20 protein-coding genes are annotated in these 23243 nt (G+C 63.8%); 10 read left to right on the top strand and 10 right to left on the bottom strand.

Going from position 1 to position 23243, the window contains the following annotated elements:
• Positions 1 to 29: 29 nt before the first annotated feature.
• The 4 genes from LLH00_06800 to LLH00_06785 all read left to right on the top strand — a co-directional run bounded on the left by LLH00_06800 (position 30) and on the right by LLH00_06785 (position 4950).
• The gene (locus tag LLH00_06800) at positions 30 to 1073 is read left to right on the top strand and encodes an aldo/keto reductase (protein ID MCE5270978.1); all 1044 of its coding nucleotides are present in this window, start codon (positions 30 to 32) and stop codon (positions 1071 to 1073) included.
• A gap of 175 nt (positions 1074 to 1248) precedes the next feature.
• A complete protein-coding gene (locus LLH00_06795; GenBank protein MCE5270977.1) occupies positions 1249 to 1878 on the top strand; it encodes a hypothetical protein in 630 nt (209 codons plus the stop codon).
• Between the two features lie 175 nt (positions 1879 to 2053).
• On the top strand, positions 2054 to 3079 hold the full coding sequence (locus tag LLH00_06790) for an EamA family transporter (GenBank protein MCE5270976.1): 1026 nt from the start codon (positions 2054 to 2056) through the stop codon (positions 3077 to 3079).
• A 158-nt stretch (positions 3080 to 3237) separates the two neighbouring features.
• Positions 3238 to 4950 (top strand): exo-alpha-sialidase, encoded by a 1713-nt coding sequence (locus LLH00_06785; GenBank protein ID MCE5270975.1) that lies wholly within the window; start codon positions 3238 to 3240, stop codon positions 4948 to 4950.
• A 21-nt stretch (positions 4951 to 4971) separates the two neighbouring features.
• Here LLH00_06785 and LLH00_06780 read toward each other — a convergent pair whose 3' ends face one another.
• Positions 4972 to 5955: a glycoside hydrolase family 130 protein gene (locus LLH00_06780; protein MCE5270974.1), complete on the bottom strand. Its 984-nt coding sequence runs from the start codon at positions 5953 to 5955 to the stop codon at positions 4972 to 4974.
• A 253-nt stretch (positions 5956 to 6208) separates the two neighbouring features.
• On the opposite strand from LLH00_06780, the gene LLH00_06775 reads away from it, so the two are divergent.
• The 3 genes from LLH00_06775 to LLH00_06765 all read left to right on the top strand — a co-directional run bounded on the left by LLH00_06775 (position 6209) and on the right by LLH00_06765 (position 10877).
• Positions 6209 to 6565 (top strand): PilZ domain-containing protein, encoded by a 357-nt coding sequence (locus tag LLH00_06775; protein ID MCE5270973.1) that lies wholly within the window; start codon positions 6209 to 6211, stop codon positions 6563 to 6565.
• Between the two features lie 409 nt (positions 6566 to 6974).
• A complete protein-coding gene (locus LLH00_06770) occupies positions 6975 to 8480 on the top strand; it encodes a Gfo/Idh/MocA family oxidoreductase (protein ID MCE5270972.1) in 1506 nt (501 codons plus the stop codon).
• 198 nt (positions 8481 to 8678) lie between these two features.
• Positions 8679 to 10877, top strand: coding sequence for a PAS domain S-box protein (locus LLH00_06765; GenBank protein MCE5270971.1), 2199 nt, complete (start codon positions 8679 to 8681; stop codon positions 10875 to 10877).
• Between the two features lie 80 nt (positions 10878 to 10957).
• Here LLH00_06765 and LLH00_06760 read toward each other — a convergent pair whose 3' ends face one another.
• Positions 10958 to 13048 carry a hypothetical protein gene (locus tag LLH00_06760; protein MCE5270970.1) on the bottom strand — a complete coding sequence of 697 codons (2091 nt, stop codon included), beginning with the start codon at positions 13046 to 13048 and terminating at the stop codon, positions 10958 to 10960.
• A gap of 356 nt (positions 13049 to 13404) precedes the next feature.
• Between LLH00_06760 and LLH00_06755 the strand changes: the two genes are divergently transcribed.
• Entirely contained in the window at positions 13405 to 14652 is a 1248-nt protein-coding gene (locus LLH00_06755; GenBank protein MCE5270969.1) for a carbon-nitrogen hydrolase family protein, read from the top strand.
• Between the two features lie 94 nt (positions 14653 to 14746).
• On the opposite strand, the gene LLH00_06750 is transcribed toward LLH00_06755, so the two are convergent.
• Positions 14747 to 14950: a cold-shock protein gene (locus LLH00_06750; GenBank protein MCE5270968.1), complete on the bottom strand. Its 204-nt coding sequence runs from the start codon at positions 14948 to 14950 to the stop codon at positions 14747 to 14749.
• 322 nt (positions 14951 to 15272) lie between these two features.
• On the opposite strand from LLH00_06750, the gene LLH00_06745 reads away from it, so the two are divergent.
• On the top strand, positions 15273 to 16457 hold the full coding sequence (locus LLH00_06745; GenBank protein ID MCE5270967.1) for an acyl-ACP desaturase: 1185 nt from the start codon (positions 15273 to 15275) through the stop codon (positions 16455 to 16457).
• Here LLH00_06745 and LLH00_06740 read toward each other — a convergent pair.
• The 4 genes from LLH00_06740 to LLH00_06725 form a co-directional block, all read right to left on the bottom strand.
• Entirely contained in the window at positions 16427 to 16702 is a 276-nt protein-coding gene (locus tag LLH00_06740; protein MCE5270966.1) for a hypothetical protein, read from the bottom strand. The genes LLH00_06745 and LLH00_06740 overlap by 31 nt on opposite strands.
• 129 nt (positions 16703 to 16831) lie before the next feature.
• Positions 16832 to 17221 carry a DUF3887 domain-containing protein gene (locus tag LLH00_06735; protein ID MCE5270965.1) on the bottom strand — a complete coding sequence of 130 codons (390 nt, stop codon included), beginning with the start codon at positions 17219 to 17221 and terminating at the stop codon, positions 16832 to 16834.
• A gap of 31 nt (positions 17222 to 17252) precedes the next feature.
• Positions 17253 to 17876 (bottom strand): hypothetical protein, encoded by a 624-nt coding sequence (locus LLH00_06730; protein MCE5270964.1) that lies wholly within the window; start codon positions 17874 to 17876, stop codon positions 17253 to 17255.
• A gap of 1 nt (position 17877) precedes the next feature.
• Positions 17878 to 18183: a DUF2089 domain-containing protein gene (locus LLH00_06725; GenBank protein MCE5270963.1), complete on the bottom strand. Its 306-nt coding sequence runs from the start codon at positions 18181 to 18183 to the stop codon at positions 17878 to 17880.
• A gap of 314 nt (positions 18184 to 18497) precedes the next feature.
• Between LLH00_06725 and deoC the strand changes: the two genes are divergently transcribed.
• The gene (gene deoC / locus LLH00_06720; GenBank protein ID MCE5270962.1) at positions 18498 to 19214 is read left to right on the top strand and encodes a deoxyribose-phosphate aldolase; all 717 of its coding nucleotides are present in this window, start codon (positions 18498 to 18500) and stop codon (positions 19212 to 19214) included.
• Positions 19215 to 19816: 602 nt separating this feature from the next.
• Here deoC and LLH00_06715 read toward each other — a convergent pair.
• The 3 genes from LLH00_06715 to LLH00_06705 form a co-directional block, all read right to left on the bottom strand.
• Positions 19817 to 20641, bottom strand: coding sequence for a glycoside hydrolase family 16 protein (locus LLH00_06715; GenBank protein ID MCE5270961.1), 825 nt, complete (start codon positions 20639 to 20641; stop codon positions 19817 to 19819).
• 51 nt (positions 20642 to 20692) lie between these two features.
• Positions 20693 to 22936, bottom strand: a complete 2244-nt coding sequence (locus LLH00_06710) for a beta-N-acetylhexosaminidase (GenBank protein MCE5270960.1) — start codon at positions 22934 to 22936, stop codon at positions 20693 to 20695.
• Positions 22937 to 22979: 43 nt separating this feature from the next.
• Positions 22980 to 23243, bottom strand: a 264-nt coding sequence (locus tag LLH00_06705) for a DUF5009 domain-containing protein (protein MCE5270959.1), incomplete at its 5' end; no start/stop codon positions are given.

Genomic DNA, 23243 nt, shown 5'->3' with positions numbered 1-23243 from the left:
GCTCGCCTCACGGAAAGGACATGACAGGCATGGATGACAAAGAAAGCCGGGCCGGCTCCCAGATTTCCCGGCGCGAGTTCCTGACTGGCGCCATGGGAGCGGCGGCGCTTGGCACGACCCTGGCCTGCTCGGGGCCGGGCGCCGGGAAAACACCGCGTCTGTTGCCGCGACGCCCGCTCGGGCGCACCGGGCTCGATGTCTCGATCCTCGGCATGGGGGGCGGCAGCGCCCTGGGTATGGTCAAGGATTACCAGCAGCGCCTGGCCCTGGTCGAACTGGCCCGCAGCCGCGGGGTCAACCTGTTCGATTCCAGCGCCAACTACGGCCCGGACAGCGAGGGTTGTTTCGGCGAGGCCCTCGAGACGCACCGCAAAGAGGTCTATTACAGCACCAAGTACGAGAAAATGCACGGCCACGACCAGGTGATGAAGGATGTGGAGGAGTCGCTCAAGCGCCTGCGCACCGACTACCTCGACATCGCCCATGTCCATGCGCTCAAGGCCATGGAAGATGTGGACACCATGTTCAGCTCGGGTTGCCTCGACACCCTGGTCAAGCTGAAAGAGCAGGGGGTGGTCCGCAACATCGGGGTGACCAGCCACAACCACCCTCCAGCTCTGGCCGAGGCGCTGCGGCGCTTTCAGTTCGATGTCGTTCTGGCCGGGGCCAACGCCAGCAAGGTGCCGTTCCTGTTCGAGTTCGACCCGCAGTCGCCCACCAGCTTCGAGGACCTGACACTGCCCCTGGCCAACCAGCAGGGGATCGGGGTGATCGCTTTCAAGATCACCGGCCAGCGCCGTCTGATACGCAAGGGGGGCGAGACCGACAAAGCCCCGGCCCTGGAGCTGATCCGCTACGGGCTTAGCCTGCCGGTCCACGGCATCCTGCTGGGCATGAACGACCCCGTGCACGTGAACACGGCCTGTGACCTGGCGCTCGATTTCACCCCCATGAGCGCGGAGGAGAAGCGTCGTCTGAACGAAAGCCTGGCTCCCAGCGCCAACCAGCTCACCCTTCACTACCTGTGCCCAGACTACGTGGATGACGGCGGGCCACGCGAGCACCTGGCCTGAAACACGGCGAAGGCTGGAGGGACGGCGACCGACGGGCTTTCTGAATGCAGCTTCTCATTCTGGCCGTTGCGTTTGTAAGCATTGAAAGATTTTTTTGACAGCGGGCTTTTTTCTGATAATATTTAGGCACCGGAAAAAATCTTATATTTCACGGTCGCTTGAAGGGATGAGAAAGATGTCCTCCTCAGCAGTTAGCCCCTGGCAGTCGATCGGGTTGAACCTGATCGGCGGACTGCTTGCCTACCCCTGCGCCCTGGGAGTCGAGCTGATTCTGGGCAGCGTGGCCCAGGTGCCTGCCACCGTTGCCACCGCCGTGTTCGTGAGCGCCTATTCCGGCCTGGTGGTCGTGTTCATCGTCCGCATCTGGGGTGATGTCAAGAACCTGACCTCGGACCTGAAGATAGTGATAATCGTGGACGAGCAGAAAAACGTCCTCGGCCAGTCCAGCCTGCCGCAGCTTCAGCCGCTGCTTTTCGACGAGGAGACCTACGAGAATTTCAAGCGGCTGCTGGCCTGTTTCCCGCACGAGTACACGGTGGAGAAACTGAACCGCCTGTTTTTCTACGACAGCCTCTCCTGCCTCCCCACTCTCGGCATGCAGGATGCGGTGCGTAACGCGGCCGCTTTCACCCAATTGCTGACCCGTCTGCGCGGGGAGAATTTCATCCGCACGGATGGTTTCTCGTTCTCGGTCCAGCTCAACCGTGTGGCGTCCAAAAAGAAAGAGATCGGCGCGCTCGGCTCGGAGCTGCACCGTTGGCAGGAGGTCGCAGCGGGCCTGATCGCGCGGAACAGGAAAGCCTGAGTGCGTGAAACATGCACAGCCCGGAGCGTGTGCGAGCGAAATGCCGGGCCTGGATCATGGAAACATAGATAAACGTTGAAAAGCCCTCGGCAGGTGTCTGCCGCAGGGCTTTTATCTTTATCCGGCTTGGCCCGACGGCTCTGACCGGGGACCAGCCTGCCGAAACGGAGAACGATTGCACGTATCCCCTGCGGGACAGGAGAAGCTTCGCGCCACCTTGGGAGGCTTGGCCGCCGCGGTGCTCTGGAGCAGCGCCGTGGCCGCGGGCCGCCGCCTGACCGAGCTGTTCGGCGGCCTGGGCGCGGTGGCCCTGATCCATGCCGTGGCCGCGGTGATGAGCCTGGCCTACCTGGCCTTGTCTCCCAGCGCCAGGAAAGCGGTCCTGTCCGGTTCCAGGCGCTACCTTCTGGGCTGCGGCGCGCTTTTTGTCGTTTACGTGCTCTGCTTTTACCGGGCGTTGGATGCGGCCGCCGGACGAGAACAGGTGCTGGTGGTGGGGATTATCAACTACCTCTGGCCGGCTTTTTCGCTGCTGCTCTCCGTGCCGATCCTCGGCCAGCGGACCAGCCTGCCCGCCCTGCTGGCGGCGAGCCTGGTGGCCCTCCTCGGGGTGGCCCTGGCCCTGGGCGCGGGAGGGACGCTTTCGGCCGGTGTGTTGGCAGCGGCCCTGCGTGGGGGCTGGGCGGCCTATATCCCGGCGCTGGCTGCGGCGATTCTCTGGGGACTCTACAACAACCTGAGCCGACGCTGGGGCGGCGGTGACGGAAGCGGGGCGGTGCCGCTGTTTATCCTGGCCACCGCCATCCTGCTCAGCCCGAACCTGGTCCTGCTACCGCACGATGCCGTCTGGAACGTCCGGGCCGTGGCCCTTCTGCTGTTTGTCGCCCTGTGCCCGACTTTCCTGGCCTATTTCCTCTGGGACCGGGCCGAGCGGCGCGGCCACCACAGCACGGTGAACGCACTGGCCTACGGCATCCCGGTGGCCTCGACCCTGCTGACCGGCTGGCTGCTCGACCTGCGGGTGCCGTCGCTCACCTGGGCCGGTTGCGCTCTGGTGATCCTGGGCGCGGCGTTCTCGCGGCTGGTTATACTGGATAAAGAAAGTCTGGCTCAAGTCGGCGGCAAGCCCGGTCTGGGCGAGATAATAAGGTTGAACCTCGGTTTTCTGCGGCGCCAGTCGAAAGCCCGCCCCAACGGCTGAAACATGGTTTGATCCTGCATCGCCTTTATTTTCAGGCTCCTGGAGGTGACAAGATGCGCACGTTGATAATTATTGGAACTGCCGGCTGTCTTTATCTGTCCTGGGCTCTGTCAGGGTTCTGCGCGCAGGGACAGCCGACCAGGGTGGGAGGCGTCGCCATGGCGCTCGACAGCATTTACGCCCCGTTGCGTGTGGGCACGCCGCCGGAGAACGCGTTCCAGGGCCTGGTGCGGCTGCCGGACGGAGAGCTGAGGCACTACGGTTTCCGGGGGCCGCAGAGAGCACCCACTGAGCATTATTATATCCTCAGCCGGGACAACGGCCTGAGCTGGGATACTGTCGGCGTGACACTGAGCCCGGAGGCGGGCACGAACGAAAACAGCCCGCCACCGGCGCGGAGCCCCTGGAGCGGGGCCTGGGTCCGCCTGGAAAGCGGTGCGCGTGGCACCTGGGCGCTGCGCAGCGAGGAGGGTGTTGACGGGCGTTACAGCCGTGAGAAAGTGCTCGACGGCAGCTATGACATGCTGCGCCAGCCGCTGTTCCTGCGCAGCCGTCAGCGGATGCTGGTGACTGCCGGACGCACCGAGGTGAGCGAAGGGCGCGAGATACTGCTGGGTTGTGTGCTGTACTCGGATGACGATGGCCGGAGCTGGCAGGCGGTGGATGTCCCGACCGGTCCGGTGCATCAGGGTCTGCCACCTCACCGGAAGCCCCGCTGGCAGAACTACGCCATCGAGCCCACCGTTACCGAACTGGCGGATGGCCGTCTGTGGATGCTGTTGCGCACCTCGATGGACAACCTCTACGAGTCGTTCTCCACCGACTGCGGGGCGAGCTGGAGCGCTCCGGCCCCTTCGCGTTTCTACGCCACCTGCACCATGCCCACCTTTTTCCGTCTGCGGGATGGCCGTCTGCTGCTGTTCTGGTGCAACACCACACCCCTGCCGGAGCAGGACCGCTCGGCCGATACGAGTATCAGCCCGGAGCAACGGGACGGGCGCTGGGAGGATGTGTTCACCAACCGGGATGCGATCCACGCGGCGATTTCGGAGGATGACGGGGCGAACTGGGTGGGTTTCCGTGAATTGTACCTCGACCCGCTGCGCAATGCGGCCGATTTTGCCACCCGCGACGGGATCGAGGTCTCGCTCGACCGGAGCGTGCACCAGTCGCAGGCCGTGGAACTGCCGGGCGGCAAGGTCCTGCTGGCCCTGGGACAGCATCCCCTGGTGCGGGCGCTGCTCATCTTCGACCCGGCCTGGCTGTACGGGCGCGAGCGCGCGGACAGTTTCGCCGCGGGCCTGGAGGGCTGGTCGACTTTCAAGTACGTGGACGGCATCCGAGGCCACTGCGCCGAGGACCGCGACCCCGGGCCGGCGCTGGTCGCGCACCCGGACCGTCCCGGGCAGCGCGCGCTTGCCATCCGCCACCCGCGCGACCCGCGCCTGGTCTGCGACCTGGACGGGGCGGTGTGGAATTTCCCGGCCGGACTGAGCGGCACTTTCACGACCCGTATCCACCTGAATGCGGGCGGCTCCGGCGGGAGGATCAGCCTGATCGACCGCTGGTTCAACCCCACGGACAGCCTGGCTTGGCATGACGCCATGTACTCGCTGGCGTTCGACGGGGCCGGGCGGGTGGAGGGCCGCAACCTTCTCATCCCTGGGCGTTGGCACGAGCTGAGTTTCGCCTGGAGCGATTCGCGCACCGATTCCTGCCGGGTCAGCCTGGACGGCGCGGAGCTGGAACCCGCGCTGCCGCTTGTCCGGCCCTCGGTCAACGGGATCAGCTACGTGCAGTTCCAGGGCGCACTCCAGCCGGATGAACCGGGGTTCCTGGTCGGGAGCGTGAGGGCGCGCACCGGGCGCTGAGCCGCGGCAAGCCTGTTTGGTTCAGCGCGCGTGGCTGCGGATGTACTCCACTATCTCGTCCACCCGGCCGAAAGCCAGGGCGGTCACCGTGTCCGCGGCCCCATAATACAGGGCCAGCCGTCCGCTCTCGCTGTCGCAGAGCGCGGCGCAGGGGAACAGCACGTTGGGCACGAGCCCGACCGTCTCGTAGATGGTCTCGGGGGTCAGAAGGTATTCGTTGCAGCGCCAGAGCACGCGCGAGGGGTCATCCCGGTCCAGGATCGCCCCGCCCACGCTGTAGACCAGCCCGTTGCAGGTGTTGGCCACCCCGTGGTAGAGTAGCAGCCAGCCCAGCTCGGTCTCGATGGGCGCCGGGCCGGCCCCGATCTTGGAGTCCTCCCACCAGCCGCCGTCCGCGGCCATCACGTGACGGTGGCGGCCCCAGTGGCAGAGGTCGGGGCTCTGGCTCAGGAAGATATCGCCGAACGGGGTGTGGCCCTGGTCGCTCGGACGGCTGAGCAGCAGGTAGCTGCCGTTGACGCGCCGCGGGAACAGCACTCCGTTGCGGTTGAAGGGCAGGAAAGCGTTCTCCAGGCGGGTGAACGAGCAGAAATCCTTCGTGCTCGCCAGCCCGATCGTGGGGCCGTGGAAATCGGTGCACCAGCTTATGTAATAGGTGTCCTCGATCAGCACCACGCGCGGGTCGTAGGAGTAGTTCTCGGGCACGGGGTCGCCCGCCGCGTTACGGAAATCTATCGTCCCGGGGTCGATCTGCCAGTGAAAGCCATCCCGGCTGCGGCCCAGGTGCAGGTGCGGCATGAAATCGCGGTGATCGGCCCGGAAAACGCCGATGAAAGAGCCCTCGAACGGCACCACCGCGCTGTTGTAGATACGCGGGGCGCAGGCGATGGGATTGCGCTCCAGCACCGGGTTGCCGCTAAAGCGCCACAACGGGCCGGCGCAGTCGGCGGGCCGCTCCTGCCAGGGAATGTCGGGTAAGGGCCTTTCACTCAGAATTTTAAGCATTTTTCCCCCTGAAAGTATATCCGCTCCGGAAAGCTGTTTTTCCGGCGAACAATATACACGTATTTTCCCCATTCGGAAACTGTCTGACTGCCATGCGGCCGGATTCCAGTTGATTTCCGGCCGCCGCTGCCTGATATTTAAACAGCGGCAGTTGCCATTCGGGCTGATGTCCTCACCGTCCACGCACCGGCGTGCCTGTGCCCGGCGCGGGGCGGCCAATCCTGCTGGCCAGGGAAGGAGAAAGCCAAGGCGTATGACCACCCAGAGCGACAAAAGACGTTTCAAGCGGGTCGATTACACGATCCAGGTGTTTCTGGAAACCGGAGACAGCCGCCAGACCTACCTTGAGACCCGCGACATCAACATGCGCGGAATCTTCGTGGAAACAGAGGCCCCCCTGCCGGTGGGAGTCACCGGCAAGCTGACTATCCACCTGCAGTTCGGGAGCCAGAGCGAGGAAGTCAACGCCTCTTTCCAGGTCGTCCGGTCGCAGAAAGCCGCGAGTGAGCAACCGGCCGGAATGGGGCTGGAATTCACCGAAATCGATTCCGACAGCTCCATCACCCTGTTCAACATGGTCAAGGCCCACGGCGGGTTCGACAATATCTGACTGCGGACCGGAGTGCGGGAAACGCCGCCATACAAGGTCGTATCCCGTTATCTGACTTGACGTTGCGCGGTGGTGAGCTTCCTTTCGCCTGGGCCGGGTGAGGCTTCGTGCCCCGGTGAGCCTGACGCCGGCTGCACGGTTTGAGAGCTGGAATGATTTTTTCTTTGAAAACCCTGCTTCGCATGCGGTATAATACCCCACAGGTTCCACATCCAACTGAAAATCATTTCCAACCATTATCAGGTTCGGTTTAGAGCCGGCGACGGCAGCTTATTGTTCTGTCCCGGCTCCCGGGCTGAGGTCCGCCCCCCGGACGCGGTCCCGGACACAGCTTGACTCAGCGCAAATCCGATCGACCCGAATGACTTTCACCAACAGGCACTGATACACCACAGCCGTGGAGGAGTCGATGCAGTCCAGAAAGAGGATAAACCGCCGCAGATTTCTGGGCGCGGCCGCCGGGGCCGGCCTGGCTTTCAGCATCGTGCCGTCGCAGGTCCTGGGACGCGCGGGACGGGTCGCGCCCAGCGACCGGATCAACCTGGCCTATATCGGCATGGGCACCCAGGGGCTGCGCGAGCTGCCCCAGTTGCTGGAAATGGAGGATATCCAGGTGACCGCGGTCTGCGACCCCAACCGCGACAGCACGGATTACGTGGACTGGGACCGCCACGGCCTGCGCGACCAGATCCGCCAGTTCCTGAGCGACCAGTCCTGGGGCGGCGAGCAGGGCATCCGGGCGGGACGGGAAGCCGGGCGGGAGGTGGTGGAGACTTGGTACGGAAAGAACAAGCCCTCGGGTAAATACAAGGGCTGTGCGGTCTACGCCGATTTCCGCGAGCTGCTGGAGAAGGAGAAAGGCCTGGACGCGGTCAAGATCATGACCCCGGACCACCTTCACGCCACAATCGCCGTGGCGGCCATGAAAAAGGGCTTGGCCGCGGCCACCCACAAGCCCATCTCCAACGTGATGCAGGAGGCGCGCCTGAGTATCCGCACCGCGGCCGAAACGGGCTGCGCCACCCACCTTCTGGCCTGGAACAGCGGCGAGGGTGTGGCCCGCGCCCGGGCCTGGATCGACTCGGGGGCGATCGGCACGCTGCGCCAGGTGCACAACTGGATCGACAAGCCGATCTGGCCGCAGTGGACGAGTAAGCCCGTCGGCGCTCCGCCCGTGCCCGCCGGGTTCGACTGGGACCTCTGGCTGGGTCCCTGCACGGAGCGTCCCTACCACCCCAACTACACCCACGCCGTGTTCCGCGGCTGGTACGATTTCGGCAGCGGCATCCTGGGCGACATGGGCCATTACAGCCTCTGGCCGGTGTTCCGCGAGTTCGCCCTCGACGCGCCGGTCAGCGTGGAGGCCACCCCAAGCTTCACCTGCGAGATCCGGGACCATGTGAGCGACGTGCTCGTCAACGATGTGGCTTTCCCCACCGCGGCGACCATGCGTTTCCGTTTCGCCGCGCGCGGCGAGCGCCCGGCCTTGGACCTGTATTGGTGGGACGGCGGGATGCGTCCCCACACCCCGGATGAGCTGCTGGCCGACGGTGAGGAGATGCCGAAAAGCGGCATGCTGTTCGTGGGGGACAAGGGCCTGATCCTGGGTGATTTCCTGGGCAACAGTCCGCGCCTGCTGCCAGCCGCGCGCATGCGCGATTTCCAGGACAACGCCCCGGCCGCGCCGGCGCATGTCAGCGGGGTCGCGCACTGGGTGCGCGCCATCCGCGGCGGCGAGCCCTCACCCGGACGGTTCGAGAACGCGGCCGCCCTGGCCGAGATGGTCTGCCTGGGCGCGGTGGCCCTGCGCACCGGCAGGCGGCTGGAGTGGGACAGCGCGAACATGAAAGTGACCAACGTCCCCGAGGCGAACGACCTTCTCCGCCGCAATTACCGCACGGGCTGGGAACTCTGAGTTTTTGAACCCGTGCGGCCGGGCAGGGAGAATGCAAGTATTCGATCTCATTAAAAGTGAGACAGGCTTTCAGTGTTATCTATCGCGAAAAAAATTTGTAGATTGTCTTAGTCGCGATTTCAAGGCGCTGGGCAGCCGGAGTTTCCATACCCAATGCCCGTTGTCCCGAACCATAGCAGCTTCAGGCGGTGCAGCCAGATGAAGCAATACGGCAATCCATTGTTTCGCGTTTCGGCCCTGATAGCGGCCCTGATCTACGTCCTGCTGGGGGTGATCTGGATCGCCGCTTCGGACGAGGTGGCCAGGATGCTGGCCGATACCTTGGGTGATTACATGCTGATTCAGGCGGTGAAAGGCTGGTTTTTCGTTTTCGTCTCAGGTTTGCTGGTCTATTTCCTGGTCCGTCTGAGCCAGCGCCGGCTCGAACGGGCCGCGGTCGCCCAGCAGGAAGTCGAGAGTACGCTGCGTGAAAGCGAGGAAAAGCATCGCGGGCTTTTCGAGACCATGGCCCAGGGCGTGATCTATCAGGACAGGGAAGGCCGGATAATATCGGCCAACCCGGCCGCCGAGAGGATCCTCGGACTGACCGAGGCCCAGTTGATGGAGCGCAAGGCTGACAGCCCGGAGTGGCGCGCGATCTGGCCGGACGGTTCACCGTTGACTCGGGAGAGCCACCCCACCATCCATGCCCTGATAACAGGTAAAGAGGTGAAGAACGTGATGCTCGGGATATACAACCCGGAAAAAGCCGAGCACCGCTGGCTGCAGATCAACGCCGTACCGCGCTACAGGCCGGCTGAAAGCCAGCCGTACCAGGTCTACACGACTTTCGAGGACATCACCGAGCTCAGGCAGCTCGACACCCGGGCCCGCAGCCTGGCCGGGATCATCGGCGCGATCCTGGAGACCTCGCCCCTGGCCATCTTCGACCTCGACTTGAAGGGGTGCGTCAAATCCATCTGGAATGCCTCATCCGAGCGGATCTACGGCTGGAAAGCGGAGGAGGTGCTGGGCAAGGACCTGCCGAGTGTTCCGGAGCTCCATAGGGAGGAGTTCCTGGCGCTGATCCGCCGGGTGGCTGAGGGGGAGTCGGTGGCTGGGATGGAGGTGGTGCGGGAACGCAAGGATGGAATGCGCATCCAGGTGCAACTGGCCGCGGCCCCGTTGCGCGGCCGCCGTGGCAAGCTGTCGGGCATAATCATGTTCACCTCCGATATCACGGAGCGGAAGCAGCTCGAGAAGCAGTTTTTCCAGGCCCAGAAAATGGAGGCCATCGGACGGCTGGCCGGAGGACTGGCCCATGATTTCAACAACCTGCTCACCGTGATCCTGGGCAACGCCGATCTGCTCGGCATGGGCCTCATCCCCGAGGAGGAGCGTCACCAGCTTGTGGACGAGATATCCTCCACCGCCCGGCGCGCCTCCCGCCTGACCGCCCAGCTCCTGGCTTTCGCGCGGCGCCAGATCGCCGAGCCGGTGATAATCAACCTGAACGACACCCTGCTCAGCGTGGATAAGATGCTGCGCCGGCTGATCGGGGAGAATATCGAGTTCGTGGTCCTCCCGGAGGAGAGCCTCTGGAACGTCAAGGCCGATGCCGGCCAGATCGAGCAGGTGCTGACCAACCTGGTGGTCAACGCGGTGGATGCCATGCCCCAGGGCGGCAAGCTGACCCTGGAAACCGCGAACATGGAGCTGGACGAGGAATACGCCAAGAGCCACGTCGGCGTGACTCCCGGAGAATTTGTTATGTTTGCGGTCAGCGACAGCGGCATCGGGATGGACAGGGAAATCCTCGACCTGATCTTCGATCCGTTTTTCACCACCAAAGGACCGGACAAGGGCACCGGCCTGGGCCTGGCCACCTGCTACGCCATCGTGAAGCAGCACGGCGGCAATATCTGGGTCTACAGCGAGCCGGGCAAGGGCTCGGCTTTTAAAATCTACCTTCCGCGCGCCACCGAGGGTGAGGCGCTGGACCGGAGCTTGGAGACCGACCGCCTTGAGGATCTGCGCGGCTCCGAGACCATTCTGCTGGTGGAGGACGAACCTCTGGTCGGCTCGACCGGCTGCCGGATGCTGGAGCGTGGCGGCTACACGGTGCTCCTGGCCTCCAACGGTGAGGAGGCGGAGCGTATCGCCGCGCAGTACGGCCTGGAGCGGATCGACCTGCTGATAACCGACGTGGTGATGCCGCGCATGGGGGGCAAGGAACTCTTCCAGAGCCTGAGCCTCGACAAGCCCGGGCTGAAAGTGCTCTACATCTCCGGCTATACCGACAACTCGATCGTGCATAACGGCATCCTGGACGAGGGGACCCAGTTCCTGCAGAAACCGTTCAACCAGATCGCCCTGCTTAAGAAAGTGCGGCGCGTCCTGGACAGCGAATGCAAGTAGCGTGAACTTGTATGAAAAATGAGCCGGGCCGCGGCAGGAATACCCCCGCGGCCCGGCTTTGTCTTTTATCACGATGCGCTTCAGAAACCGATCCGCGGCACCTCTTTCGCCCGCTCGGCGGTGGGAGGTATCTCGCCCGAGGCCACGCCGTAGATACGTTCGTGGGTGAGGCGCGCCGCCTCCACGAATTCCAGGTAGGGAGTGTTGCAGACATCCACCACGCCGATGTTGTAGTTCTCCCCGTCAAACCGCCCGAACACCGGCTGGTCGTTCCAGATAAAATAGTGCGTGCCGACCATGAACGGCATCGAGGCGGCGGTCTCGACATAGGCCCGGTAGGCCAGGCCGCGCTGGGTCTGGTCGGTCACGCCGCGCAGCCCGGTGGAGGGCAGACCGCGGTCCGTGGCCCCGAAATGGTACTCGCCGATCAGCACCGGCCGCCCCGACTGCTCGGCGATCTGACGCAGGGCCGTGGTGTCGGGGAGCATGCGGTACATGTTGACCGAGAACACGTCGCAGTACTGTCCGGCCAGGGCACAGTACCGGCCCAGCCCGGCCCAGCGGATGCCCAGGTTCAAATGGTTGGGGTCGGCGCTGCGGGCGGACGAGGCGGCGGGCTCCAGGTAGTGGCGGACCATCTGCTCGGAGAACGCGGCCAGGTCCTCGCGCGCCTGGCTGGAGAACTCCTCGGGACGGTGCAGGCTGCCCTGGGCCAGCTCGTCGAACGCGCCGAAACTCTGGCCCCAGGCGCTGTTCAGGGCCCCCAGGTCATCCTTGTAGCGCTCTTTCAGCCACTCCACCATCGCGCTGCGCGTGGCCGAGGGCTTGCCGGTCTCCAGCATGGAGGCCGCCGGGAGCTGGCTGCTGAACGCCCACTGCGGCTCGTTGTCCAGGAAATAGCCGATCATCAGCGGATCGTCCTTGGAGCTTTCGAGCTGGGCGGCCCAGGCGACTGCGTTCCGCTCGTAAGCCGGGTCGTACACGTCCGGGAAATCCCGGAAGATCGGCTCTCCGCCCGCCGAGGGGAATCCCCGCAGCGGGATCACATAGGGCAGCCCGAAAGAGCGCACCGCCAGCTCATCCGACCAGTTGCCCAGGGTGTTGAAACGCCAGTCCAGCATACGGGCGCGGCTGATCTTCGCCCAGTCCTCGCGCCAGGAGGGCCCGAAGGCGCGGATCAGGTTGAAGCCCTCGAAATCGGCGGACCACTTGTCCCACTGCTCATCCCAGCCCGGAGCGTATTCTCCCTCCCTGGGCGGCAGCCACATGAACAGGTTCTCGATCCCCTCCACCGGGGTGCCGTTGTGCACCGGCCCGACCCCGTCCACCCCGGTCGAGAAGAACGCACAGCCCTCCGGGTCGACCAGCCAGTAGCGCGTTGCGGTCTTCTCCACCCGGAAGAACCCGCTGGGCTTGAAACGCAGCTTTTTCCAGCCGCCGAACCGGCTCCAGTCCTGGGGGAAAGCGCTGTTCCCCGCGGTGGCCAGAGCGGCGCCCAGGTTGTTTTTCAGGGCCTCGGAGTTCTCGGTCTTGCCCGGCCAGTCGCGGGCGTGCCACTGGCCCAGACTGTCCACCACCGGGGGCCCATCCACCGGGTACGACCCCGGCAGGGAATCGGACAGCCCGACCCGGCAGACATAAAGTTTCTGGCCCGGCGCCATGCTGTCCAGCTCCACCGTGACCGCGCTCAGCATCCCGGGCCGGGTGGGACGGCCCCACATCACGGCCTTGAGCCGTCCAGGCGTGCGCGGCAGGAACACCCGATGGGCGTCCAGCTCCGACAGCGGGAACACCAGGCGGGTGCGCAGGCCGGGCATCACACCCATGAGCGTGGTGAACGAGGAGGTGCTGTCGCCTTTCTCGTAGAAATGCAGGACCACCGCGCCGCTCACCCCGGCCTCGTGAATCACATCCAGCAACAGGTAGCGGCTGGAGTCCCAGCGGGACTGCTCCACGGGGAGGTTCAGCCGGCCGGAGGTGGTGAGCCGCAGGCAGGGCTCGCCCAGCGGGTTGTCGGCGCCCTCCAGAAGGGTGACATCCCCGCTGGCGGCGATGTCCTTGAGCGCGAAAGCGCCGCTGCTCTGCCGCGCCATACGTCCGCAGGCGAGCAGCAGTATGAGGACCAGTACCGACAGACCGGCGAACATTCGCAGAGACTTTTGAACTGGCATCGCGGGCCTCCTTGTGGGACGTGAAGAGCTGTGGGAAAAATGCGGGCTGGCTTGACAGTAGCACCGTTCGCTCGAGGATTCAATCTTTTTGCACGGTGTCCTTCCTTTCGCCGGGCCGACTGGGACGGCAGGCTTGCCTGAAATGGTTTTTCTTGTTAACTATCCGCTGTAGCGAACGGAACCCGGAGGATAAAGAGCTGAACGGACGGAAAGGAGAGACCATGCAGGAGCGGCGGGCGATGTCAGGCGCGAGGACGAAACGAATTGTGAGGTTGTCCCTTATGGCTGCCGTGCTGCTTGCCGGCGCGATGACAGGGACTTTGCGGGCCGCGGAAGGAGCGGAAATTCTTTTGAACGTGGATTCTTTCCAGACCGGGGCCGCGGAGTTGCCGTCAGGCTGGTCCACTGCCGCGCGCCTGGCGGCGTTCCCGCCGCAGTTCAGCGTGGTGGCCGGGCCCAGCCTGGGCGCGCCCGGCGCTCTCTGCATCCGCGGGGCAGGGCAGGAGGCGGCCAGCGGTTGCTGGCGCACCGAGCTAAAGGGGATCGACCCGTCGCAATGTTATGAGTTCGAGGCCTGGTTCCAGGCGCGCGGCGTGCCCTGGCCCCGCCGTCAGGCCATGGCCCGCCTGGACTGGCTGGATGAGAGCGGCCAGCGGGTCACGATGCCGGATGAGGTGCCCCAGGAAGGCGGCGAGGGCGACTGGCAGAGAGTGCACGTTGTCTGCCGTCCGCCCGAGAAGGCAGCCCAGGTGCGGGTGGAGCTTTTCCTGAGCCACTGCCCGCAGGGTGAAATCTACTGGGACCGGGTGAGCCTGCGCCGTGTGGCCGAGCCGCAGCCGCGCAAGGTGCGGGTGGCCGCGGCCGACTACCGTCCGAGCGGGGTCAAGACCAACCTGGAGGCGGCCGGGCAGTACGATCCGCTGATCGACCAGGCCGGCGCTCAGGGTTGCGACATCCTTCTGCTGGGCGAGACTATCACCCTGCCCGGACGGGCGGATGTCCCCACCCTGCAGAAAGCCGAGAGCGTGCCGGGGCCGCTCAGCGAGCACCTGTCCGCTCTGGCCCGCAAGCATAAAATGTATATCATAGTCGGTATCCTGGAGAACGACCACGGGGTGCTGTACAACACGGCGCTGCTGATCGACCGCCAGGGACAGGTGGCGGGACGCTACCGCAAGGTGCACCTGCCGCTGGATGACTTGGAGGGCGGGGTCACCCCCGGCGACAGCTACCCGGTGTTCGACACCGATTTTGGCCGGATCGGGATAATGATCTGTTACGACCTTCAGTTCCCGGAACCCTCCCGCGCCATGACAATCCAGGGGGCCGAGGTGCTGTTCTGTCCGAACTGGGGCAGCGATTTCCCGCCCGCGGGACGCGCTCTCGAGAACCAGGTCTATGTTGTCAGCTCGGGCTACGACACCCCGACCGATATTGTGGGGCCGGACGGCAAGGTGCTCGCCCGCTCGGAGAAAAAGCCCGGCCTGGCCGTGGCCGAGATCGACCTGAACCGCGGCCTGCGCGAGCCGGGTTTCGCCCGCCGCCGCCAGTACCTTCTGCGCGAGCTGCGGCCGGATATAATCATCCCCGGCTACAACCGCTGATCCGGACCGGCTGGGTTCGGGCGGATGTGACCGGAAAAATAAAACCCGGAGACCGTATGGTCTCCGGGTTTCGCGTTCGATTCAGTCTGCCGTATTACTTTACGGGAGTAACATTAGCGGACTGCAGCCCCTTCGGGCCCTCTACGATCTCAAACTCGACTTCCTGATTCTCGTAGAGGGTTTTGAAGCCGTTCGCGTTGATGGCGGAATAATGAACAAAGACATCCGGTCCGTTGTCCTGCGCGATAAAACCGAAGCCCTTTGATTCATTGAACCACTTGACTTTACCCCTCGCCATCGAAAACACTCCTACTGCAAAAAATTGATTATACAGGGCTGTCAGTCACGACCGCAGCCAAAATATACAAGACAGAGAAAGGTGTTCTTCCCCCTGCCATTGCTAAAATATATTGACCTTTCCCGAAAGAGCAAGAAAAATGAACATGATTTTCCACCTTCCGCAGCCTGAAATCTGATCATATCTTCCCCGTGTCAGGACGCATATCATTTTTTCATGGTTTTTTCCTTTTTTGTCTCCAGGCGCTTGCTTCCCGGGAGGGGATCAGTCAGATTTTAAAGACGACAAATAAGTAAACAATATCCGAAAAGGAGGATGCCGGGTGCTGATCGAATCCGACGCTCTGGCCCGGGCCAGACAATATATCGAAACCCTGCGCGGCTCGGACAGCGCCGCCTTTGGCGAGGAGGAGCTTCTCGACCGGGCTTTCCGCCTGCGCCTGGGAGAGCCGGCTGTCAGCGTGCAGGAGTCCGCCGACAACCTTCAGAAGGCCGCGCAAGTCCTTCTCTGGCGCAACTGGATCACCGCCTCCCAGGAGGAGGGCGTTCGTCAGAACCTGCGTTTCCTGCTCGACCCGCAGCACCTTTGGCAACCGGCCGAGCGCTCCGGCGGCCCGGCGGCCGGCCTGCCCGATTTTGCGAGCGGCGACTGGCAGGAGAAAATCCACACCCTGCAGAGCTATGCCCGCGCCGTGCCGCCCTCGCTTTTCATCGTGCTGATCGGCAACATGGTCACCGAGGAGGCGCTGCCCAACTACAAGACCGTGCTGGACAAGATCGAGGCCACGGCCAACCTGAGCGGGGCGGACAGCAGCCCCTGGGCGCGCTGGTCCTGCGGCTGGACCGCCGAGGAGGACCGTCACGGCTCCGTGCTGCGCGATTACATCAGCTACTCCGGCGTGGCCGACATGCGCGCGGTGGACCGCAGTATTTTCAGCCTGCTGGCCAACGGTTTCGACCCGCGGATCGGCTACGACCCGTACAAGCTGTTCCTCTACACCAGCTTCCAGGAACGGGCCACGCGAGTGTCGCACCGCAACACGGGACGCCGCGCGGCCGAGGCCGGCGACCCGGTGCTGGAAAGCATCTGCACGGCCATCGCCGGGGATGAGAGCCGCCACGAGGCTTTCTACAAGAACATGATGGCCCTGGTGTTCGACAGCGACCCGCACGGCGCCCTTCTGGCGTTCGAGCGGTTGATGCGCAGCCAGATCGTGATGCCGGCCGAGCTGATGCAGGACGGGGAGCCGGACCTGTACGCGCATTTCTCGCTGGTGGCGCAGCAGGAAGGAGTGTACACGACCGAGGACTATGTTTCGATCGTGGAGCACCTGATCGGGTTCTGGCGGGTGGGCGAGCGCAGCGCAGTCGGTGCGGCGGCCCGGGCCCAGGAGTATGTCTGCTCGTTGCCCGCGCGTTACCGCCGCAGCCTGGTGCCGCGGGCGCAGCGGGTGCTGGCGCGATTGGACAAACGGCCCTACGCCTGGTTGCGCGGGCGTTTGGTCTGATTGCGGTGGATTCGCCCGTCGCCCACGGCGAACCAGAGGTGGATGACATCGGCCAGGAACAGCACGACCCAGGAGGCAGCAGCGATGCTGCGGGCCCGCGGCTTGAAAAACCAGGCCTCCGGGCCGTTGGTTATCAGCAGCAGGAATGCGATGAACACGAGCATATAGACCCAGCCCTGCCAGGTCACAGGCTCTATCCCCCAGCCCATATCCTTTCTTCTGAACCAGTCTTTTTTACCGAGCATCGGTTTTCTCCCGCTGTAAGCAGAGGATGGCACTGCGGGTGCGGGCTGGATTGCCGAGCCCATAATAGAACCGGCCGGCTTGATTGTAAAGCCGGCCGGAAACCCCTATCCAAAATCATGCGGTTTTCTTTATTTCGCCGGCGCGAACCAGAGTCCGCCCACCTGCCGCTGGCTGTCCAGCACCACTTTCACGTCCAGCCGGGCTTTCTCGAAGCTGCAGATCACATGGACCATGTCGAACTCTTTCACTTTCTCAACCCGCGCGCTTTCCCTTTTCTTGAAAGCGCCGGCCTGGGTCTGGACTGTTTTCCAGGTCTCGGCCAGCTTGTCCGCGGGCAGGGCCTTGACCATTTCCGGGGTCATCACGGCCACGGCTTTCTCGAACTGCCCGGCGGCGAGAAGGTCGACAAAGCTCTCGGCTGCTGCGATAGCTTTTGCGTTGACCGTGGCGGTGCTGTCCTGCGCGGCGGCGCAGAGACTGAAAGACAGGAGCAGGGAAAGAAAAATTGAGCTTTTCATCGAATACACCTCATCGATTAATGGTATTGAGTCAAGCCAGCAGGAATTTGACCATTATTATTTTTGACAGCGTTTCTGCCGCCAGCAGGGCCGCAATGAACGAGAGCGCCGCCTTCCTGCCTTTCAGGTTGCAGCTTACGGCATAAGCCCGGTAAATCAGGGCCACCATCCAGACTATCAGCAGCATGGTGGCGAACAGGACAGCCAGGAAAATCAGTTCTTCGCCCGGGACGGCTGGAGTGTCCACCTGCATCCCGGGGATCATCCGCAGGGCGTGAAGCTGGAACGCCGGAATCAAGCCCAGGGAGACGCTTAACAGCATCGGCCAGCGCGCCAGGGCCTGCGTGCCCAGCACATCCAGCGCGCGGGGACGGCTTTTGGAGAGCAGCTTGCCTGCAAGAATCAGCAGGAGGCCTAAGACAAGCCAGTCAAGAAGTCCCTCGGCTGCGAAAACCCAGAAAGGAAACACTCTCGGATTTCCCACGTGCAGGTCCAGCACCCCGTCCAGGTGCACCTTGCCGGTGGAGGCCAGCGCGCCGGTGATCAGGATCAGCACGAACCCCAGGCCCAGGGCCTTGCCCCCGGCCAGGTAGTGCGTGGGGTTGAACAGGCAGAGGGAGACTTTCCGTTCCGACAGTTCGGACGTAGCTCCCATTTCATTCCTCCGCGGAGGGTCCGTGTGACCGGGACTGGTTTTGAATGGATTGGACTTTCTCGATCAGGGCATCCAGACGGTTGCGCACCGTGGGGTAGGAGATGCCGTACAGCGCGGCCAGCTCCTTGAGGCTGCCTCCCGAGGTCAGAAGGTTGAGGATGAACTGCTGGTCGCCGGAGTCCAGGCGGGCCAGCAACGGCAGCTCGTAGTCGCCCTCCACCGCGGTGCCGCAACGGTCGCAGGCCAGGCGGCGGACTTTGAGGCTGCTGCCGCAACTCGGACACAGACACGGAAGATTTGTTTTCATATTTGCCTTCGTGGATGAATAAAATAGAAAACAACTTTAATAAAATTAAAGTCAAAATAATAAATGTCAAGAAAAAATGAAAAATATTTTTCACCCCGCTGTCGCGGGCATTTTCCACAAAGCTTGAATTATTCCGTTCGGGGTTTTACCCTTGCTCCAGGGCCGCCTCAAAAAATGTCCCGCAGAGAGTCCATGCGTCCCTGTCCTGACCGCGAGCCTGAACGGCAAGGATTACTGTTGATCTGTCCCCCGCGGCCCAGACCGTCAGGGTGTTCCATACTCACAAGCTTCCTACCACTTCGGAGGATCCGAACATGCCCGGCACAATCCGTGAAATAGCCCGAGTGATCGACCACTCGCTGCTGCATCCCACTATGACCGACGCCAAGTTGCGCCAGGAATGCCAATTCGCCCGCGACAATAACCTGGTTGCGGTCAGTATCAAGCCCTACGCCGTGCCCCTGGCTTGCGAAATCCTGGCCGGTTCCGAGACCGCGGTGGGCGCGGTGGTTGGGTTCCCGCACGGCAACAGCCGGATCGACATCAAGGTGGCCGAGGCGAAAGCGGCCATCGAGGACGGGGCCGTGGAGCTGGATGCCGTGCTCAACTCGGGCAAGGTGCTGAGCGGCGACTGGGATTACGTGGATAAGGAGATACGTGCTCTGACCGAGGCCGCCCACGCCGGCGGGGCGATCCTCAAGCTGATCTTCGAGAATGATTTCCTGCCAGAGGACAGCCAGAAAATCCGTCTCTGCGAGCTTTGCAGCGCCGCGGGGACTGATTATGTAAAGACATCCACCGGCTACGGTTTCAAGAAACACTCCTCCGGAATGCACTACTATGATGGCGCCACGGAGCACGACCTGGTCCTGATGCGCAAGCACTGCCCGGCCGGAGTGAAAATCAAGGCCGCGGGCGGCGTGCGCAACCTGGATGCCCTTCTGCATGTGCTGGAGCTGGGTGTGAGCCGGGTGGGCCTGAGCGCCAGCGCGGCGATCCTTGACGAGGCCCGCGCCAGGGGCTGGAAATAGAGCACCGGCGCTGCGGCTGACCGCAAAGGCGCTAAATGGCAGTAATATCCGGCTTAGGAAGCTGCAGGGAGTGTCGTAAAGAAGCTAAGGCGGGCACGGCATGCCGTGCACTTAGGGGAATGCGGATGTGTACAACACAGTGCGTATCCAACCCCGCGTCGGCCCGACTGCCTCTGGAAAGCTTCTGTATCCGGGTTTTGTCCCTAAGCGGCCCGTAGGGCCGTCCGGGGCCGTACTGTCCGAGCCGCGCAAGAGAAGCGGAGTATACTCCCCGTGCACTGCGGAGGCAGATGAAGCCCTCGCAGTCAGGCGGGCAATCAGCGTCAGCGTCGCCCCGCAACACAGGCAGCGTGCAGAGTCTCCGCGCACACCGCGGGTAAACAAAAAGTCAGGGCCAATGCGAGTTTACGGCCCCGAAGCGTCTTTTGGTCCTTTTCCACAAGCCGGAAAAGGACAAGCTAATAGTTGCCTTTCGATTCCGTGATGCAACTTCCTAAGGCGGACAATGCTGGCTTGATGTAGCATTCGTATCTCGTAAAACAGAGAAGGGGCGGCCTGCAATGCAGTCCGCCCCTTTCCGCATCAGAGCCTGTCCGGTGGTTCTATTCCCCGGTCAGGTCGTAGACCCGCACGTAATCGACATAGAAATAGTCGGGCAGGGAGGCTTTTTTGATATCCCCGGCCCAGTCGCCGATCTCGTCGGTGAGCTTCACGTACAGCGGCGCCTGGCACACCCCGCCGTCCGTGGAGCGCCATTTCTCCACCCCGTCCACGTAGAACACGTATTCCTCGGGGCTCCACCAGAGGCCGAAAGTGTGGAAGCCGCGGCTCACTCCGGGGGTGTAGACTTTCCTGCCCGCGCTCTTGTGCTCCGCCCCGTAGCCGTCCCAGTGCAACGCCACGTTGGTGGTGTCCACATCGGCGGCCCAGGCTTTTTCCATTATATCGATCTCCGTGCCGTCCCGGCCTCCGTCGCCGATCTGTCCCTCCGCCGGCGAGTAGAGCCAGAACGCGGGCCAGTGGCCGACCTGGGTGTGGAACCGGCAACGCGCCTCCCAGTAGCCGAACGCGTGCTCGAACTTGCCGCGGGTGCGGATCGCCCCGCTGGAGAACTTTTCGCCGTCCTTGCGCGTGCGGAGCACCAGCAGGCCGTCCCCGCTCAGGTAGCTGTCATCTTTGGACCAGTAGCCGTCGCGACGGGGCCCCTCGGGGCACTCCCAGGTGTTCCAGTCCAGGGCCGTCCCGTTGAACTCGTCGCTCCAGACCAACTGCCACTTTTTGCCCTGCGGCGCCTGGGGCAGGGCCCCCTGCTCCTGCGGCTGCGCCTGGGCCGAGACCGGGTCCTCCCCGCAGTCGGCGGCCCCGGCCGTGAGAAGCACAACCAGCGCGGCCACGGCCAGCCAGCGGCCCGATTTGTAAGCCTTCATCCTGCACCTCCGCAGTTTAGAGTCATCGGGTCTTTCCCTGCCTTCCCGCACTCACCGCTCGAACGGCGGCTTGACCAGTGTCAGGCCCAGCAGCACCGGGCGGGCCTTCGACTCGCCGGCCGCGACCAGGTCCACGGACTGTATCTTGCGGTTGGGCCGCGGGCAGACCCACTCCATGGCCCAGGCCAGCACCGGCTTGCCGGACTTGTCCCGGCCCAGGCTGACCGTGCGGGCATAGTACACCTGGTCCGTGTAGACGCCGTCCCAGCGCGCGATGTTGCGGCCGTAGCGGATGGGGATGTCCTCCTCCAGGCCGTCCGCATAGTGCACGCGGTAGAACCCCAGCAGGGGGGCGGTGTCGTGCGGATAGTTGCTCTGGTAGGTGTTGGTCGATTCCTCGCTGCCGGTGGCCACCTGCAGGAACAGAAGGCTGGCCGCGTTGGAGCCGACCGCTATCCCGCTCACGGCCTGGCCCGGTTCGAGCGCTGCGGCCAGGGCCTTGTCGCCCGGGGCCACGACAAACGGCACTCCGCCGCTTTCGTACTTGCCGGCTTTCACCCGGTTCAAGTCGGCCGCTCCCACCTGGCCCGGCGCTGCGTTGCCCGCTGCGCTCAGGTCCAGCGTGACAAAACCGTAGCCGGGACGGCCAGCGGCGGCATCCTGCGAGGGCAGGGCCAGGCCGTTCAGTTCCTGACGGACCTGGGGCATGCGCTCGGCCATCAGCTCGAACAGCTTGTCCAGGCTGAGCTGGGCGCCGCCCCAGAGCAGGTTTTCACTGGCCAGCATGTTCAGCACCGCCCCGTTCTGGCCGTAGCTGAACTCATCCGCGCGGCACCAGGTGGACATCTCGGCCCCCAGGACATCCTCGCGGCGGAAAATCTCGGGCCACTTGTCGTACTGGCGCTCCACGCTGAAATTGCCCAGCACCTGTTTCCAGCCGCGGGAGGCGAGCTGGTCGTAGGAGGTGGGGACCTCGCTCCAGGACCAGTTGAGCATCAGGATATCCTTGGCCTTGGCGGCGATTATCTCCGGGGCCTCCTTGGTCGAGGGATAGACGTACCAGACCTCGCCGGGCTTGGTGGGCGGCGGCGGCATCTTGCCGTCCATGTTGTGGCCCGAGATCATGTGGTCGCCCCACATCAGGGCGCCCACGCCCCGCGAGCGCAGGTAGCCGTAAATCTTGAGCACGTCCCGGCCGTAGTTGATCCCCGGTGTGCCGTGCACCCCGGAGCGCCACTCGTCGTGGCCGATATGCACACGCCTGGGCTGGATCACGTCCAGGTACTCGTCGATCACGTCGAACAGCAACTCGTAGGATTTGGGGTTGGTCGGGTCGTAGGAGTCGGGCCAGGCGGCCTCGGGGATATCGGCGATCTCGCGGTGGGCCAGGGCCAGGTAGTAGCAGTGGGTCAGGGACTGTATCTCCGGGATCACCTCGATACAGTTTTCGCGGGCGCAGTCCACGATCTCGCGGACCTCCTGCTTGCTCAGCCAGCCGCCGCCGGCCAGCTCGGTGTGCACCGAGGCCTGGAACCGTCCCTGCGGCCCCAGCGGTGTCTGCTCGCCGTAACGCAGCATGGGGTCGCCCATGTCGTAGAACGAGCGGCAGAAATGCTCCCAGGCCAGGTTGATCTCGGGGTGACGGTCCAGGCGCATGCCTCCACCCACCTCCAGGACCATGGTGTTGATCTTGTAGTGCGCCATGGTGCGGATGTAGTTCTTGAAGAACTGGAGGTCCTCGCGCGCCGGGAGGTAGACATGCACCCCGCGGAACGGCTTCGCGGGTGCATCCGTGACCACGGCGGCCCGGGCTTTCGCCTCGCCTTTGCTGTCCAGGCTGACAAGCTGAAGGAACGACTGGATGCCGTAGTAGAGGCCGGCCAGGTCATGCCCGGCGATTACCGCGCCGCTCGGGGTCACCGCCAGACGGTAGCCCTCGGGCAGATACCAGACCGAATCGCCCGGAATGCCCGGCAGCATGCGCTGGATCACGGGGTCGGACAGAAGGCCCAGGACTATGCCGCGGCCGCCCGCGGCCGGGGCGTCACCCTGGCCCAGCGGGACCGAGACACGATAACGCGCCGCCAGCTCTGAGGAAAGCCGTTCGGCCAGGGCGGCAAGCTCGCAGCGCGGGCCGTTGCCGGAATATATCGCGCAGCCCTCGAGGTCGAGCGCGCCGCTGCCCAGTTCGAGCTTGTGCGGCAGGGGATAGATCGGGTTGTCCTGGGCCGGGAGCACGGTCCAGGACACAAGCACGCAGAGCAGCAGAGCGGGGAGGGTTCTCCGCAGTTTCATGGCTTTCTCCTTGGGGAAAATGCACTGGCTTTTATCGCGGCTTTCAGCCGACTTTCAGGAAAATCCCGCGCTTGTACATCCAGTAGAGCATGTACCAGAATGCGGCCAGCACCAGGCAGGACTGGACAATCACCCCGGCCGGGCCCAGCGGCTCCAGGATGCCTTTGGTGAACACGCCGATCCAGTCGTTGACCTCGCCGCGCAGGAAACTGACCACCATGTATATCGTGATGCAGTTCATCCCCACCACGGTGAACACGAACGGCCAGCGGCGCAGGTTCCAGACATCGATCAGCAGGTAGAACAC

Source organism: bacterium (genome assembly GCA_021372515.1).
In the GTDB taxonomy this organism is placed as follows: Bacteria; Gemmatimonadota; Glassbacteria; order GWA2-58-10; family GWA2-58-10; genus JAJFUG01.
This window is presented reverse-complemented; position numbering and strand designations above follow the sequence as displayed.